The following is a 16,716-nucleotide window of genomic DNA, read 5'->3' as shown; positions in this document are numbered from 1 at the left end:
CTCATAGATTATAGCAATTGAAAAATTACGATTTTAAGATTTAGGTGGCTTTTCAAATATATTGAATTTACACTCAATTTAATGAACTCTTATTCGTCTTACTTTTTTTGTTTTTGCTTTTTTTCACCCAAGCTGCTGTATGAATTAACCCAAGAAATGTAGGCTCAACTAATTCAGATTCCCATTTTTTTAAAATACCGTGCAAGCGCTTTACTTCTTCAGGAAATTGATTTGCCAAATCATTTTTTTCACTTATATCTTGATCTAAATTGTACAATTCCTTTTTTGAACCTTTCCATTTAACAATTAATTTTAAAGGGCCATCACGAACCGTATGAAGATCTTGATCAAATTTTCTCAAATAAATATTTTGATGTGGTACTCCTTTTTTCGTTACCCGTAAGTAAGGCATCAAGTTAACACCATCTAATTGTTTTTCATTACTTACTTGAACATTTGATAAACTAGATATAGTTCCTAAAATATCTAATGATGATACAGGGTGATCATAAACACCACTTTTTATTGAACCTTTCCACTGCATGGCAAATGGCACTCTAAACCCACCTTCATAAATAGAACTCTTTCCTTCTCTTAATAAACCATTATCTGAACCATTTTTTGTTTCAGGCCCACCATTATCTGATAAAAATACAACTATAGTATTTTCATCAAGTTTTAATTTTTCTAAAGTATCTAAAATCTGTCCAACACCATCATCAACAGCACTGATCATGGCTGCATATGTTTTTCTTTTTTTGTTCTTAATATTTTGAAATCTATTTAAATATTTCTCTGGGGCTTGTAATGGGGAATGTGGTGCGTTGTAGGATAAAAACAAAAAGAACGGTTGGTCCTTATTACGTTCAACAAAGCTTACAGCTTCATCTGAGAATTCATCAGTTAAATATTTTGAAGTTTGAACTGGTTTATGGTTTCTCATAATCCAAGTTCTGTAACTTGCCATTTCAATAGATCCTTTCCATGATTTTCCTCCTTCCTCTTCAGATGGTATTTGAACATAATCCCCAGTCAAATAACTATCTTTTATGACTAAGTTTTCAGGAAAATAATTATGCCCGCCCCCTAAATGACCATAGAATTCGCTGAAACCTCTATTTAAAGGATGATTAGAACTATGAGCCCCCAAATGCCATTTACCAATAACGCCAGAGGTATAACCTACTGTCTTTAAATGTTCAGCTATAGTTTTCTCTTCTTTTGGCAACCCCATATTAGGATCATCTGATTTGTATTGCGGATTTCTCTCAAAACCAAATCGCTGCTGATACCTCCCTGTGATAAACCCGGCCCTACTAGGACCGCAAACAGAGTACGACGTATATCCATTTGTGAATTTTACGCCATTATTAGCTATTCTATCAATATTTGGTGTGGCAATATCTTTACAGCCGTTAAAACCAACGTCATTATAACCTAAATCATCGGTCATAATCACAATCAAATTGGGCTTTTTAGTTTGAGCATTTACCACAATGCTAATAATTAAGCCAAATAATAAAACTAACTTTTTCATATTCTAAATTAACGGTTTTGAATAATTTCATTCATTTCTGAACGTAGTTGTTTCTTAATCTTTTTATATTTTTTTTGATTAGCTACGTTATGCCATTCAAAAGCATCTTTTTTATGATTGTATAATTCTTCTTGACCGTTACTATAAAGTATAAATCTCCAATCTTTTGTTCTATATGAAAAGTTTTGCTTTTCAACAGGAATTGTTTTCCCATAGTTTCCTACCATGGTTAATGCCCCATTTGGTCCATTCCATTTTTCTGAACCATTAAATAAAGGTTTCATACTATAGCCACCTATATTACCGCCTTTATCATTCAATTTATTACCTCCCTTTAAGTTACATAAGTCAACCAACGTGGGAAATACGTCTATTAATGATACAGGCTGTTCCACCTTAACTGCAGCCTTCATAATAGGGGCTCTTACAATTAGCGGTATTCTTGTGCTTTCTTCCCAAGGCGAATTTTTAAAAATATAATCCTTTTCTCCCATTTGCCATCCATGATCACTTGTAAAAACCACAATGGTATTATTCCTAAACCTACTATTATCCAAGGCATCCATAACTTTACCAATCTGCTCATCTACAAAAGCGACGCAGGCTAAATAGGCTTGTAAAAAGTGCTTTAATGCTTTTTCTCTATTACCACCATAAGATTCCAATAACATTCTGTAATACTTGGGACCTTTCTTTTTGGAATCAAAATTTTCAAGCCAATAGGTATCCTCTGTGTCTTCAGGTATCCAAGGATTTAATTCTAATTCGTCTATAGGGAACATATCAAAATACTTATCTGGAGCATGCAATGGCGTGTGTGGCCTCACAAAACCAATTCCCATGAAAAATGGTTGCTCTTGATTTTCTAAGGCTTTTAATTTTTCTTTAGCCCATTTGGCATGTTTTTCATCTTGTAACAAATCACGATCCTTATCATTGGTATACCTAAAAGGTTTTTTATCCCATCCATAAACCCAACCAGGCTTACCTCTTTCTCCTGTGGATTCTCCAGCGGTTGATAACCGTCCATACGAACCATCAACAGGTCCTATTGATCTGTAAGGCTCTGGAACAGCAGGATGGGCAACATTGGTTTCTCCATTATTATATGATGGACCGTAGTTATGTTTATAATTAGCTCCCCATTCATCCCATTCTTGTGGCGGTTTTCCATGTGTTAATTTCCCAGAACCTAAGGTTTTATAACCATTCTCTTTAAAGAGCCTCATCAATGTTTTGTTATTTTTTAATACAGGTTGTTTTAATAATGGTGTCCAGCCAAAATCTTTTGAGGCATGAGCATACACGCCCGTAAACAAACTATTTCTTGAAGGTTGACAAACAGGTACATTTGATTGAGCATTTATAAACTGCACCCCAGATTTAGCCAGCTTATCAATATTTGGTGTTTTAGCTTGAGGATGCCCCCCAAAAACACCTTGGTAATCATTCAAGTCATCGCACATAATAAGAATAACATTGAGTTTTTCATCATTTTGAGCTATCCCTCCTTTACAAATAGCTAGTGACAGACTTAAACAAAGAATAGAGATTAATTTAAATCGTTTCATTATGCGTATCAATATTAATTTGTTTTAGCTTCTCCATGTTTCGCATTACAAGCTCCAATATTTGGTGTTCCAGAAAAAAGGTCTATAGGATTTCCATAAAAATCTTCAGTTGGATATGCGCTAAGATCCTTAAAAACCCCAGTACCTGCACCCTGAATTTGAGGACCTGGCTTAGCTATTCCAGCATTTATTGCAGGACTTCCAGATTTTAATTGGTATCCAAATTTTGTACCCGCATTTTTACCACTAAAAAGAGGATTTCCATTAACAGCATTGGAATCCATATTAATAAATTTCGTGTTTATTGTTCCAAAAAACAAGTTGTTTTGCATTTGCAATGGTGTATCATTATTCTTAACTACAACTTGTTTCCCCCCTATATTTGCACCATTTACGGCATAGAAAATATTATTATAAATGTGTGTGTTTTTCCCATCCATATCTATTGCTGTAGCATAGTTTTTATCCATAAAAATGGTATTGTTGTAAATGTAACTTTGATCTGAAACATGTTTACCACTTGGAACCACTTCATTAATCCAAAGTGTGTGATTGCTATTTTTCCAATTGGGGTTGTTTCTCCAACCATCATTAACACTAACATTAAACCTATAAACAGCGTTCACATTTCCACCTAAAATTTCAACAAAACCACCTTCACAATCTTCCATATAATTATACTGAATGAATGTATTCACATTATTATGATCTATGTGAACACCATGCGAATCTAAATACCCTCTAATATGCAAACATTGATTATTTTGAATAACAGTGTTCACACAGCCCCAGGTCCACACCGCACTTCCTCTATTTGGCATTCTTGGATCTGAATCATCACCGGGCTTATCAAAAATATTGTTTTCAATAAGGCAGTTATATGTCCTAATAGGTAAGATGCATGTTCCACCGGTATTATGAAATTCGTTATTTCTAAACACCATATTAGTATTTCTATTGGTTTCATCTGTACCAATATCTAATTTACCACCACCATGCTTTATATGAACACCTAGTCTTTGCAAATCTGTAAAATAACAATCCTCTACTAATACATTATCAATTCTTTTTTCTTGACCTGAAACTCTATTCTGTGTGCTAAACAGTCTAACTGCTGCAACTTCTAAACCATTAAAAGCAGACTCGCCTTCACTTTTTAAAATTGGCTTAGGTGCATAAACATTTCTAAATGTAAGGTTCCTAAATATGAAATTCTTCATAATCCTAGTACCGGAATTTAAAATATAAATTCCATAGGCATCTAAATCGTCAACCCCTTCTCTTGAAAATATACGTTCATTTTGGACCTCTAAATCTTCAAAAACAAAATTATCGTTGTTTTCTACTAAAATAGCCTCTTGAAAATCGCCACCTTCAGCACTACCTACTTCTCCCGTTATAATGGGCTTTGATCCTTCGCCATACGAGGTGATTACAATAGGATTATTCGCTGTTCCTGAATTACTAAAAACCAAGTGCCCATTAAATCTTTGCCCCTTTTTGAATTTTATTTGATCTCCTGGCTTAAATTTAGAACTACTTACTTTTGAAAGACTTTTCCAAGCCGTATCTTTAGTGTACCCGCTATTTTTATCAGATCCATTTTCACTATCAACAAAATAAATTCCGGTGTACACATCTGTAATAGGCTGGGGCTTTTCATCTATTTCTGTAAAGGTCATATTTTCGCCATTACAGGAATATGCCGTTGTCACTATGGTTAATATAAATGATAGCATTTGACAAATCACACCAACTTTTATAGGCTTCATTTCTTTAGTTTTTCTTCAAAAAATACTTGTTCTTAGAGACTTAAATCAACCAATACTTAACTGACAGGAATTGGTTATTATACATCTACTTCCAAAACCATATCGCATTGAAATTAGTTTTAACAAATATGGTAATTACATAGACTAATTATGGTGTAGTTATTATCCATCATAAAGTAGTTTTTATCATTGATAATTTCTGATTGAAAACTGGTAATTATTCAATCAAAAATGAATTGGACATTTTATATTTTTACCCAGATTTAACCGCTACAATTCAATTTTTAAAATCTAATCGATGCATTTAAATAACCTTAAAAAAATCACCTTAATTCTAACAACAACAATTAGTGTTATATCATGTAAAACAAACACTAAAGATTTAGCCGTAAACCAGGACGAATCTGTCAAACCTAACATCATTGTTATATATACTGATGATTTGGGTTACGGAGATATTGGAGCCAATGGTGCTACTGAAATTAAAACACCAAATATTGACGCCTTAGCCAATGGCGGTGTAAGATTTACAAATGGTTATGCCAGTTCAGCTACATGTACTCCTAGTCGTTATGCTTTGCTTACCGGAGTATACCCATGGAAAAACAAAAACGCAAAAATCCTACCTGGAACTGCCCCATTAATTATAGATACTACTCAAATGACAATCCCTAAAATGCTTAAAGCTAAAGGATACCATACTGGCATTGTTGGTAAATGGCATTTAGGACTAGGTACTGGCCACGTCAATTGGAACGAAAAAGTTTCTCCTGGACCTAATGAAGTTGGATTTGACTACTCCTATATCATGGCTGCCACGCAAGACCGTGTGCCAACGGTTTATATTGAAAACGGGCATGTAGTAGGCTTAGATCCTAATGATCCTATTGAAATCAATTATAAGAAGAATTTTGAAGGCCAACCAACCGGAAAAGACAATCCGGAGTTAACAACCATGAAATGGCATCATGGACACAACAGTAGTATAGTAAATGGTATACCAAGAATAGGCTATATGAAAGGGGGAGACGCGGCAAAATGGAGCGATGTTGATATGGCAGATCACTTTTTAAAAGGCGCTCAAGACTATGTGAAACAGCATAAAAATGAACCTTTCTTTTTATACTATGCCTTACAACAACCTCACGTACCAAGAACACCACACCCACGTTTTGTTGGAGTTTCGGGTATGGGACCAAGAGGCGACGTAATTGTCGAGGCCGATTGGATTGTTGGTGAATTCATTAAAACTTTGGAAGCAGAAGGATTACTAGAAAACACATTGATTGTTTTCTCAAGTGATAATGGCCCCGTACTTAATGATGGGTATTTTGATGATGCCGTTGAAAAAATAGGGAATCACACACCAGCCGGCCCTTTAAGAGGTGGTAAATACAGCTTATTTGAAGCAGGAACTCGTGTGCCTTTTATTACCTATTGGAAAGGGCAAATTCAACCAAATGTTTCTGACGCTATGGTTTGTCAAATAGACTTATTATCATCATTTGCTAAGCTTGTTGACAGCGATACCAGAGTTGATGATAGCAAAGAGTTATTGGATGTTCTTTTAGGTAAAAGTAAAGATGGCAGAGAAGAATTAGTTATTGAAGCTACTTCTAGAACAGCTTTTAGAAAAGGAGATTGGGCTATGATCCCGCCATATAAAGGTTCTGCTATCAATAAACAAGTAAATATTGAAACTGGTAACTCAAAAAAATATCAACTTTATAATCTTAAAGAAGATATTGGTCAACACCATAATCTGGCCAATTCAAACCCAGAAAAACTAAAAGAATTGATTGTTGCCTTTGAGCTTATTTTAGGCAATACTGAAATTAAAACAGAACAGATAGAATTAAAATAAATAACTCATTACAGTAAAAACAAAATTGGGTAGGATTCTTACTAGAATTCTGCCCATTTTCTTTATCTACTATTTTTAAGATTTAAACTATATTTTTTTCTTGGTTTTAGAGTAACAGACAAAAAAATATTCATGCAGATATCTATAGTAAAATACGTGTAATAAATCATTATTAATTAAACGTAACGAATATAAGTCAGCAGACTACATTACGACCGCTTAACTATGCTGTAATTACCAACTACATACTAATATTCATTTAATATGTGAATAATTTCTTCCTACAGGAATTCTAACGAAAAATCTTTTAAACAGATGGCATTAAAGCACTATTATGAGATTATTTACATCTCAATAAATAATTCTGCTTACCATTAAAATCTAAATAATTAAACTTAAAAAACACTATTCTTTGTACTCAAACACCTTTAAATAATCTAAAACCAAGGCATTAGGAAAAACCGTATTACCCTCATTAACAACATTTAGTAAACCGTTATTAATAACTAAACACATGGTTTTATCTGGCCAGTCTTGAGCAAGAACATCAACGCCTTTTGTTTTTGTATGTAGTAATTGCCCATCAATAAACCACTTCATGCTAGTTTTAGTCCATTGGTAGCCATATATATGCCAATCTTCAGATGCCTTATAGTTCTTTTGAAAGTTATTAATGGGTACACTGTGATCATGCTTGTCATTCCATTTGCCATAAATAAACCGCATATACATTTGATCTTTTTTTGTGGTGTTGAAGAATTTACCAAAGTATTCCCAAATGTCAACTTCAGGTGGCCAAGCTCTACTTAAAGAATCATCGATAAGCCAAATAGCAGGCCATACCTTATCTCCTTTAGGGAATTTAGCTTTTACTTCAATATAGACACCTTTTCTACTACCATTGAAATTGATTTTTTGCAGTGAATTTATCCAACCCGTAGAATATTCGAAAGTTCTGTCTGGGTCAGCTCCTTGAATTGTTTCTTTCCTGTTTTCTAAATAAAGGTACCCTTGATTGATGTACACATTATCATCAATAAGATAACCAGCATAATTGTCATTTAATAAATTTCGCCCTCCCTTATTTTTATTCCAAATCATCTTTATTGAAGGATCTTCATCATGTGTTAATCCTTTAGACCAATTTTGACTACTAAACGTATTAAAATCATCGGTTAACACCAAATGGTAATCCTCTGGAACATATTCTATTTGTTCCAATGTTTCTTTAATCTCTGCCACAACCTCTGATTCATTATCCTGACAAGAAGACATAGAATAAAAGCAACACAAAGCGATACTAAATACGAAAGTTCTATTCATAATATAAGCATGAATTTTATGAGGTAAATATGTCACAATAGCTGTTAAAACACTAGAAAGTAAATTTATGTTGCCCACTATTCAATTCTATAGATTTTGTTAATCTAATGCCTTTGCCATTAAGCGTAATTTCATCATCATCTTTCAAATTAAAACTATGCAAATCAAGTTTTACTGTCATACCCTCTGGCACTTGAATACTTAAAGACGACTTATTTCCTATATTCCAATTAACGGATAAGTTCCCTAATGGACTGGGTATATTACCTGAAGCCTGAGATAAATTAAATTTTGGACACTTAATAATTATTTCGTGCATACCAGGTTTTGTTACCTCTATTCCCAATACATACTTTGCAAAAAGCGCTGGAGAAAACGCACTTTCCGTCTGAGCATCACTTCGTGTTCTTTCTTGAAACTTTCCTATACGTCCAGTACCATTACGCCACCATTCTTCCCATAAAGTTCCATTAGTATGAGGCGCTAGCATATGCTTAAAACGGGAATACAACATATTAAGTGAAGCTTCTTCATACCCGTAATCGGCCAATCCCTTATGAAGGAAATATGACATGGCAGGAGTTACCATGGTAATACCATTTTCTCTTTTAATAAAATTATGATTATCATTGGCTAATACTATTTTTGAAATCGCATCTGCTTGTTCTGTAGTGGCAATCCCTTCTGCTAAAGCCATGGCGTTAGCATGTTCACTAAACATTTTGGATTGTTTACCATCAACAAACGCATCCGCAAACAACTGCCTATCACTATTCCAAAACTTTGTCCTAATGGTATTTGCTAAAAGTGCCGCTCTATTACTAAATACATCTGAAGACTCCTCTTCACCCATCCACATAAGTAGTTTACTAAAATCCTTTAAAGCCCCATGGTAGTGCCCATTGAGGCAAAGGTTAGCTCCTGTTCTATCATTCAAAGCATGATCCAACCAATAGGAAAATGGTGGGTTACCTAAAACTCCGTCTTCATTGGTATAGGTATATAGTAAAGTCATCATGTTTTTAGCTGCGGGTAAAAGTGCTCTAACAGTTTCATAATCTCCAGTATAAAGCAAATAATCGTGCAAACTTCTAATCCACAAACAATTGGAATCTAAAATCACCATATAATCACCTGCAGTGAGTGGCGCATATGCAGGCATTAATCCGTCTGCTTGCTGTTCTTGAGCAACCTGTATCAGGTAACGCCTTTGTAAGGCGGTGTCTCCATAGGTAAAATAATTGCCTTTTGCTGCATAAAACCCTGTTTGGGCATACTGTCTTCGCTCCCTATAATTATCAGTAAAAGCATCGGTTGTACAAGTGTTTAACGTTTTTATTGAAGCATCCCATAACGCTTCTATCCAAGGTGCTTCAGGGGTTGAAATTTTTCCTTTTAACTCAAACGGGTATTCTAATTGATGAATAGCCAATTCATGAATTTCTACTGGGCTACCTTTGACTGCAAGCGCCATGTAACGCGTTGGTTTAAAATACATAGCTTGCCACAAATCTATTTTGCCAGATAAAATCAACTTATCTTCAAAATCTGAAGCCACAATATGATGCGTAAACGTATCTCCAATTATAAACGGCGCAGAAAGCACACGTACTTCGGTGTTCTTGTTTCCTTTTATTTGCAATTTCGCCATACCGTTAAGGACCTTTCCAAAATCAAAAAGTAAAAACCAAACGTTATCCGATTCACTTGAGTTAATTGATAAAGGCGATTTACCTTTCAAGTAATTCTTATGACTTTTATCAACTTCTTTTTCAATAGTCTTGGTAAGTATTATCGAGGCTTTTTCTATGGCATTAAAGGGCACCTGCTTAGCTTCAATTAATTTAATTGGAGCTGTTTGTGTTTCATTTAAATATGGAATATCTCTTGGCACTAAACTTGTCCATGGTGTGGTTAACGTTCTTGCTTTTTCATTCATTTTGGGAGCAGGCCAACCAGAATTCCGTAATAGAGGTTTAGCCTTAAACCATTTAGAATCATCAAAATCTATGTTCTCAAAAAATTCTGTTTTGTGATTAAAATCTATATGATCATTAACTACTAATTGGAATCTGCTTATAGCTTTTGAATTATTGTCCCATGACTTGTCCGGAAACACGTTCCAATTGGCATCGCTAATTATTGTTTTTGTATCATGCCCGTTTACTATGTCTAATTGAACCAATAAACCAGCTCTTCCTTCTAAATGATACGACCTTGTTCCTCGTTGATAATGTACCCTAATGGCAATACTGTTTTGTCCTTGTTTCAACACCGAAGAAACATCTAAAACATCATAGGATTGATGATGTGGAGCAGATCTTGCGGGACCTTGACAAATGTAAGTACCATTAATGTACAGTTCATATTTTGAAGAAGCTGAAATACGAAGCTTTGTTGATATTGGCTCGTTCTCAATATTAAAATTTTGTCTAGCCAACATAACGTCATTTTCAACATTTTCTGGCATCCATATCCACTGGGCCTTCCAATCATTTAAAAAATGCGTTTCAAAAGCATCTGCAGACCAAAAACCTTTAACCCCATTTTCTAAATCAGAAACCTCTTGTCCAAAACCACTAAAGTGCAAACAAAATGTACATAACACAATCAGTTTCCACCATAATTCTTTAATTTTCTCAAGCATTACCTATTGATGTGATTAATGATGTTATAAAGTAATTTTTCAGCAACCGGATCCTTATCAAGGAACTCCACAATTCTCATGGTTGACAATAACATTTTACCTTTACCAAAAGGCGTTTCTAAAACATCAGCAGCCCACCAAACATCCCCAGGACCAACATAGTGTCTTCTCATATTATCTTTATCAGGAAAATGATCATACCCTATTGCTCCGGCAATATATGTACCTTGCTGTTTCGCCATGGCAACTACGGGATGTACATTTTCATAAAGACCATACATAATCATTTCTGTAGGCAATCCATCAAATATTGGATGTTTAGTAACAATGTGAGATTTTGCAGCCCAACCTCCCCTAGTGTCCCATTTTTGGAACATCTGTGTACCAAATGGAAGCTTACTACTATCTGTCTCTTTTAATACCAAAGGATCTTCTGGTCCAGCTACCCGTTCTCCTAATACTTCAAAAAACACCACATATCCTCCACCCTGAGCATGCTTGCGTAATTGTTCAACTGATGCTTTATAGTTCTTATCTTTTTTCTTTGCTTTACCAACTAATACTGGAATACTCTTATCTAATTCTGGATGAAATGCCACAAATTCAACGCCCTTGGCATTCAAAAATGAGGTTAAGGTATTATCAAAATCGATAACAGCTATTTTAGCTTTGGGAGCTTCTAATTGTTGTTCTGAAAACACATCAAAGGATTGATAATTACTCGCAACTATTTTTCCAATATCATTTTTCACTTCTACATTAACGGTATAACTTCCTTTAAAACCTTCAGTATTCAATTGGGTTTTATAGATGGCAGATATACCATTATAAAAGGTATTTTTAATGGTTTTTCGAAATACTTCTTTTCCGTTTTCTGAAATAATCTTAATTAAAATATTAGCATCTTCAGAAGCCAACTCACTAACACCGTATACTTCTACTAAAGTGCCTTTATTGGCGTATACATTCCTAGGCATTATACGAATGGGGGTAATTTGTTCTTGGTTAGCCTCTTTAGTCATATCATAAACTAAAGTTTTTGGATTGCGCCATAAGTCCAATAAACCTGCACCAATGACCCAATCTCCACCAACTAGGGCATGTACACAGTACCCCTTTACAATATCATTTAAACGAGTAGCTTCAATCATTCGTTTATTGGCAATACCATGCATTTTTTGCTGTTCCAAATAAAAGCTGGTTATATCTGGGTAAATTGTATTAAAACCTGTTTTTTCTAGAGCCGTTTTATAACCCGTATCGAGGGCCTTATGGTACACGGTTGGCGCCACTATTGGATTACCTTTTTCCGAAAACTCCTTATTATTTGCTGTTAAGTTTGGTGTACTCCCGTATCCTAATTCTGAAATATAGGTCATCATTCCGGGGACTACATTTTTACCATAACCTTTTACACCTTCTAATTTTGATCCCTCTAATTCTTCTTTATTTTGAGCAGTAGCCAAGTAACCATTAAATTCATCTTCATCAACCTGTGACCCGCTATAATGATGGATGTCATTGAATTTTTTAGGAGTACGTTCAAAAGGCAAATAAATATTCGCCCCTTCACCCCAACCTCCAGATTCGTCCAAAATCATTCGAGTAGGATCTAATTCTCTGGCTAAAACAGACATGGAATTAAGCATTTGAGCTAATATTGGGCGGTTAATCTCATTAAACAATTCCCATTGTACAATACAAGTCCGATTTCTATTATTCATAATAGTTTTACGTAATTCGTTTTCCACCACAAATGGTAAGCGAGGAGAAGAAATTGGTCTATGCATGCATTCTACCACCAAACTTCCAACAGTCAAAACCCCCATTTCATCACATAAATCTAACCACATTTTTGGAGCTGGTTTTCGCCAGGGTCTTATCATATTAAAACCTGCCTCCTTAGCAAGCCTTATTTCTTTTATGGCCATCTCCTTACTATCAGGATAGGCTAAACCAACTGGATAAAGTCCTTCGAAAAAAGCAGCTTTTAAATAAATAGGTTCATTATTTAGGTAGAATTGATCATTGACTACAGTAAATTCACGCATCCCAAATTTATGAGTCCATTGGTCTGAAACTTCTCCACTTTTTTTCACAACAACCGATGCCTTGTACAAATAAGGATTAGTTGTTGACCAGTATTTTGCATCTGGAATGTTTAAAACCCATTGTAAATTGTTTTTTCCAGGAAAAGTTTCTACCAATTCTTTTTTGGACACAACAAGTTCCCCCTTTTTCGATAGCACTTTAACAAGTACTTCAGCTTGTGCTATATCTATTTCTGTATTTTCTATTTCAATATTGAACGTAGCGGTATTAGAATCAATTTTAGGCTCTATAAAAACGTCTTGAAGCCCTAATGTGCCTTTAGCTTCAATAGATACAGATTGCCAAATTCCGCCTGCAATGGCACCTCTCCACATTGGGACTTCCTGTCTTCCTAGCCCATCTATATATTTATCTGTTAAAATTATTGGACTTATAACCCGCACCACCAAAGTATTTTCTTTTCCTGCCTCAATCAATTTATCAACCCTAAAATTAAATGGTGTATAACCCCCTTCGTGAAAACCAACAACCTGATCGTTTATCCAAACTTCTGTTTTATAATTTACAGCTTCAAAATTCAACTGTACAATTTTATCATTCCAAGCTTCCGGAATAATAAATTTAGTTCTATAAATCCCTACACCTTCATAGTTTTCCTTAACCGACTCCCAGCAACTTGGAACATCTATTTTCTCAAAATCTTGTTTCTCAAAATTCTCGTTTAAATACCAATCATTAGCAATTCCCAAATTGGCATCATCATAAATAATATCCCAAGAACCATCTAACGACAATGTCATCGCTGAATTTGTTTGTGAAAAACAATTAGCACTAATGATTTCAATTAATACAATTAAAACTGATTTACAGAAAATTTTCATTGATACTGATTTGTTTAATTAAGGATTATTATCGCATAACTTTGGTAAAAGGGTTATTCCAAATTTACAAAACAAATATTGTAATTCTTTGGTTCAGTTATCTTGCAGAAACTACCCGTGATATATCAACATTTATCAGGTTGTAAACAAGTGAACTTATTATTAAACATTTTTTATATAATACTTAGACGTACATTTAATCAAATTCAAAAAAACCAATTTTAAATTTAAATTGAGGACTTCAGTAAATCAGTGTTTAGTCCTATCCTGTTTAGATACTTGCGCCCTCCCGATTTTAAGTGAGTTTATTAGACGTAACCTGCCCATTTAATCTCACACTATGTAGCACAATTAAGAGACAACTCGTTTTTTAGCTGAACAAACGATATAGTATTTACCTAAAACCCAACCCACATAAAATATTATGTTTCAAATAGTTAAAATGACTTTAATCATTTTATATGTATTGTCAATGGCATAACTTTAAAGATGTGCTCAGTATTATGATTAGGACAATCCAAATAAAGTCATTCTTTGTAGAAATTGGTGAACTCACTTATTTCGCACATCGGTTTTTTAAAGAATTATTTTCAAAGCCTTTTGAGTTTAAAGAGCTTCTAAGGCAATGTTATAATATTGGGAATAAATCGCTTTTACTCGTTGGCGTTACAGGATTTATAATTGGTTTGGTAATTACGTTACAAACTAGGCCAACATTGGAAGAATTTGGAGCAGAATCTTGGATGCCGTCAATGGTGAGTATATCTATAATCCGCGAGATTGGCCCTGTTATTATTGCCTTAACCTTTGCAGGACGCATTGCATCAGGTATTGGTGCAGAATTGGGTTCTATGCGCGTTACAGAACAAATTGATGCTATGGAAGTATCTGGCACAAATCCTTTTAAATACTTAGTGGTAACCAGGGTTTTGGCTGCCACTCTGATGCTTCCCATTCTAGTTATTTTGGGTGACACCATTGCGCTATATGGCTCTTACTTAATTGAAAATACTAAAGGCGATGTTTCGTTTCAATTATACTTTAATAAAGTATTTAACGTATTGGCTTTCGGAGATATTATACCCGCAACTATTAAAACCTTTTTCTTTGGATTTGCTATTGGGTTGGTTGGCTGTTTTAAAGGGTATTATTGTAAAAAAGGAACGGTTGGTGTGGGCTTAGCTGCAAACTCGGCTGTAGTTTCTTCATCAATGCTTCTTTTTGTTATTGACTTCATTGCGGTTTTTGTAACGGATATATTCTTTGAAATTTAAAAGATGGATGAAACAAAACATACACGGAAAAAAGCAGAAGCTAATAAGTCAAAAAAGCTCATGCTAGAAATTAAAGATTTACGAAAAAGCTTTGGGGATAATCATGTGTTAAACGGTTTTAATTTAGAACTTTTTGAAGGCGAAAATATTGTTATCATGGGTAAATCGGGTTCTGGAAAATCTGTAATGATAAAATGCTTGGTGGGCTTAATGGCACCAGATTCTGGGACTATAAAAATTATGGATAGAAACCTTTTAGGACTAGATCAAAGAGCCTTAGATGAGTTACGATCGGAAATAGGATTCCTTTTTCAAGGAAGTGCTCTATACGACTCTATGACTGTGAAAGAAAATTTAGAATTCCCTTTGCGTAGACACAAACACAAATTTGGAGATTTAACAGATACCACACCATTAGTACAAGAAGCTCTTGATAGTGTTGGATTAGTTCATGCATTAAACCTAATGCCTTCCGAACTTTCTGGGGGCATGAAGCGTCGAGTAGCCTTAGCCAGAACTCTTATATTAAAGCCAAAAATTATTTTATACGATGAACCCACAAGTGGTTTGGATCCTATAACCTCTAAAGAAATTATTGAACTCATGCGCTCTATTCAGAATAAATATAATACATCATCACTTATAATAACACATGATGTTGACTGTGCTCGGGTGGTATCTGAGCGCATGATTTTATTAATAGATGGGATTAATTATGCTGAAGGCACTTTTGATGAATTAAAAACATCTAACGATAAAAAGGTAAAAGCATTTTTTAAATAAAATCTAGGAATCATGCAGAAAACAGGAAATGAAAAATTGAGATTAGGCATACTTGTCATTACTGGATTAGTCTTGTTTGTAGTAGCTATTTTTTTAATTGGAAATAGACAAAATATGTTTGTAAAAACTTTTACTATAAGTGCAAATTTTAATCACGTCAACGGGCTTTTAAAAGGCAATAATGTAAGGTACTCTGGCATAAATATTGGCACGGTTAAAACAATAACAATGTTAAATGATTCTACCATAAATGTTGTTATGACCATTGAGGAAAAGATGGTACTACACATAAAAAAAGATGCTATTGCCACCATTGGGACTGATGGTCTTGTAGGAAATATGATTGTAAATATCATACCTGGACATGGTCATGGTGAAATAATTTCTCAGGGAGATATTATTCAATCTTACACAAAAATAGGTACAGATGACATGTTAAGCACATTAAACGTAACCAATGAAAATGCCGCCTTATTAACTGCAAAGCTTTTAGATATTACCAATACAATAACTAATGGAAAGGGCACAATAAGCATGCTTATTAACGATTCACTTACTGCCAAGCATGTAAAGCAAACCATTTTTAATTTAAAATTAGCAAGTGTTGAAACGCATCAGGCTATTAGCGAAATTCATGCACTTATTAAATCTATTAATTTAGATGAAAGTGTGGCAGGTGTATTATTCAACGATTCTATCGAAGCACAAAAAGTAAAGCGAATTATAGCTAACCTAGATGAAAGCAGCCAAGACATAAAAAAGGTCGTTACTCATATGGATGACATATTAATAAATATGAAGGAAGGCAAGGGCACTATTAATTACTTAACTAATGATGAAGCGTTTGTAAAACATCTGCAACAATCCATTGAAAACATTAATGAGGGTACTGAAAAATTTAATCAAAACATGGAAGCGTTGAAGCATAGCCCTTTAACCAGGCGCTATTTTAAAAAATTGGAAGCTCAGGAAGCCAAGGAGAATTAACGTTCGGCTTTAATCCTCCTAAATT

General features: G+C 34.4%; 10 protein-coding genes. 4 read left to right on the top strand and 6 right to left on the bottom strand.

What is annotated here, in order from left to right; all coding sequences use genetic code 11:
* Positions 1–73: 73 nt before the first annotated feature.
* Genes IE051_RS13530 through IE051_RS13520 form a run of 3 tightly spaced genes read right to left on the bottom strand, consistent with a single transcriptional unit; the run spans position 74 to position 4,880 of the window.
* Positions 74–1,537, bottom strand: coding sequence for a sulfatase-like hydrolase/transferase (locus IE051_RS13530; protein WP_189361541.1), 1,464 nt, complete (start codon positions 1,535–1,537; stop codon positions 74–76).
* An 8-nt stretch (positions 1,538–1,545) separates the two neighbouring features.
* On the bottom strand, positions 1,546–3,108 hold the full coding sequence (locus IE051_RS13525; protein ID WP_189361540.1) for a sulfatase: 1,563 nt from the start codon (positions 3,106–3,108) through the stop codon (positions 1,546–1,548).
* 14 nt (positions 3,109–3,122) lie between these two features.
* Positions 3,123–4,880, bottom strand: coding sequence for a right-handed parallel beta-helix repeat-containing protein (locus IE051_RS13520; RefSeq protein ID WP_189361539.1), 1,758 nt, complete (start codon positions 4,878–4,880; stop codon positions 3,123–3,125).
* Positions 4,881–5,178: 298 nt separating this feature from the next.
* On the opposite strand from IE051_RS13520, the gene IE051_RS13515 reads away from it, so the two are divergent.
* Positions 5,179–6,744: a sulfatase family protein gene (locus tag IE051_RS13515; RefSeq protein WP_189361536.1), complete on the top strand. Its 1,566-nt coding sequence runs from the start codon at positions 5,179–5,181 to the stop codon at positions 6,742–6,744.
* Positions 6,745–7,149: 405 nt separating this feature from the next.
* Here IE051_RS13515 and IE051_RS13510 read toward each other — a convergent pair whose 3' ends face one another.
* The 3 genes from IE051_RS13510 to IE051_RS13500 are packed head-to-tail and all read right to left on the bottom strand — an operon-like array spanning position 7,150 to position 13,647.
* Entirely contained in the window at positions 7,150–8,067 is a 918-nt protein-coding gene (locus IE051_RS13510) for a glycoside hydrolase family 16 protein (RefSeq protein WP_189361534.1), read from the bottom strand.
* Between the two features lie 52 nt (positions 8,068–8,119).
* A complete protein-coding gene (locus IE051_RS13505) occupies positions 8,120–10,714 on the bottom strand; it encodes a family 78 glycoside hydrolase catalytic domain (RefSeq protein WP_189361532.1) in 2,595 nt (864 codons plus the stop codon).
* Entirely contained in the window at positions 10,714–13,647 is a 2,934-nt protein-coding gene (locus IE051_RS13500) for a glycoside hydrolase family 2 protein (protein WP_189361530.1), read from the bottom strand. Before IE051_RS13500 ends, IE051_RS13505 begins: the two co-directional genes overlap by 1 nt.
* 503 nt (positions 13,648–14,150) lie before the next feature.
* Between IE051_RS13500 and IE051_RS13495 the strand changes: the two genes are divergently transcribed.
* The 3 genes from IE051_RS13495 to IE051_RS13485 are packed head-to-tail and all read left to right on the top strand — an operon-like array spanning position 14,151 to position 16,691.
* On the top strand, positions 14,151–14,921 hold the full coding sequence (locus IE051_RS13495) for an MlaE family ABC transporter permease (protein ID WP_189361528.1): 771 nt from the start codon (positions 14,151–14,153) through the stop codon (positions 14,919–14,921).
* A 60-nt stretch (positions 14,922–14,981) separates the two neighbouring features.
* Positions 14,982–15,704, top strand: coding sequence for an ABC transporter ATP-binding protein (locus IE051_RS13490; RefSeq protein WP_373294369.1), 723 nt, complete (start codon positions 14,982–14,984; stop codon positions 15,702–15,704).
* A gap of 12 nt (positions 15,705–15,716) precedes the next feature.
* Positions 15,717–16,691 carry an MlaD family protein gene (locus tag IE051_RS13485; protein WP_189361524.1) on the top strand — a complete coding sequence of 325 codons (975 nt, stop codon included), beginning with the start codon at positions 15,717–15,719 and terminating at the stop codon, positions 16,689–16,691.
* Positions 16,692–16,716 lie beyond the last annotated feature (25 nt).

It is taken from the genome of Algibacter mikhailovii (assembly GCF_014651495.1).
In the GTDB taxonomy this organism is placed as follows: Bacteria; Bacteroidota; Bacteroidia; order Flavobacteriales; family Flavobacteriaceae; genus Algibacter_E; species Algibacter_E mikhailovii.
The sequence above is the reverse complement of the archived record's forward strand: the minus strand, read 5'-3'. Positions and strand labels throughout refer to the sequence as shown.

Coding starts and splice junctions, on each gene's coding strand:
- IE051_RS13530 (WP_189361541.1), bottom strand. CDS start 1,537: ATGAAAAAGTTAGTTTTATTATTTGGCTTAATTATTAGCATTGTGGTA.
- IE051_RS13525 (WP_189361540.1), bottom strand. CDS start 3,108: ATGAAACGATTTAAATTAATCTCTATTCTTTGTTTAAGTCTGTCACTA.
- IE051_RS13520 (WP_189361539.1), bottom strand. CDS start 4,880: ATGAAGCCTATAAAAGTTGGTGTGATTTGTCAAATGCTATCATTTATA.
- IE051_RS13515 (WP_189361536.1), top strand. CDS start 5,179: ATGCATTTAAATAACCTTAAAAAAATCACCTTAATTCTAACAACAACA.
- IE051_RS13510 (WP_189361534.1), bottom strand. CDS start 8,067: ATGAATAGAACTTTCGTATTTAGTATCGCTTTGTGTTGCTTTTATTCT.
- IE051_RS13505 (WP_189361532.1), bottom strand. CDS start 10,714: ATGCTTGAGAAAATTAAAGAATTATGGTGGAAACTGATTGTGTTATGT.
- IE051_RS13500 (WP_189361530.1), bottom strand. CDS start 13,647: ATGAAAATTTTCTGTAAATCAGTTTTAATTGTATTAATTGAAATCATT.
- IE051_RS13495 (WP_189361528.1), top strand. CDS start 14,151: ATGATTAGGACAATCCAAATAAAGTCATTCTTTGTAGAAATTGGTGAA.
- IE051_RS13490 (WP_373294369.1), top strand. CDS start 14,982: ATGCTAGAAATTAAAGATTTACGAAAAAGCTTTGGGGATAATCATGTG.
- IE051_RS13485 (WP_189361524.1), top strand. CDS start 15,717: ATGCAGAAAACAGGAAATGAAAAATTGAGATTAGGCATACTTGTCATT.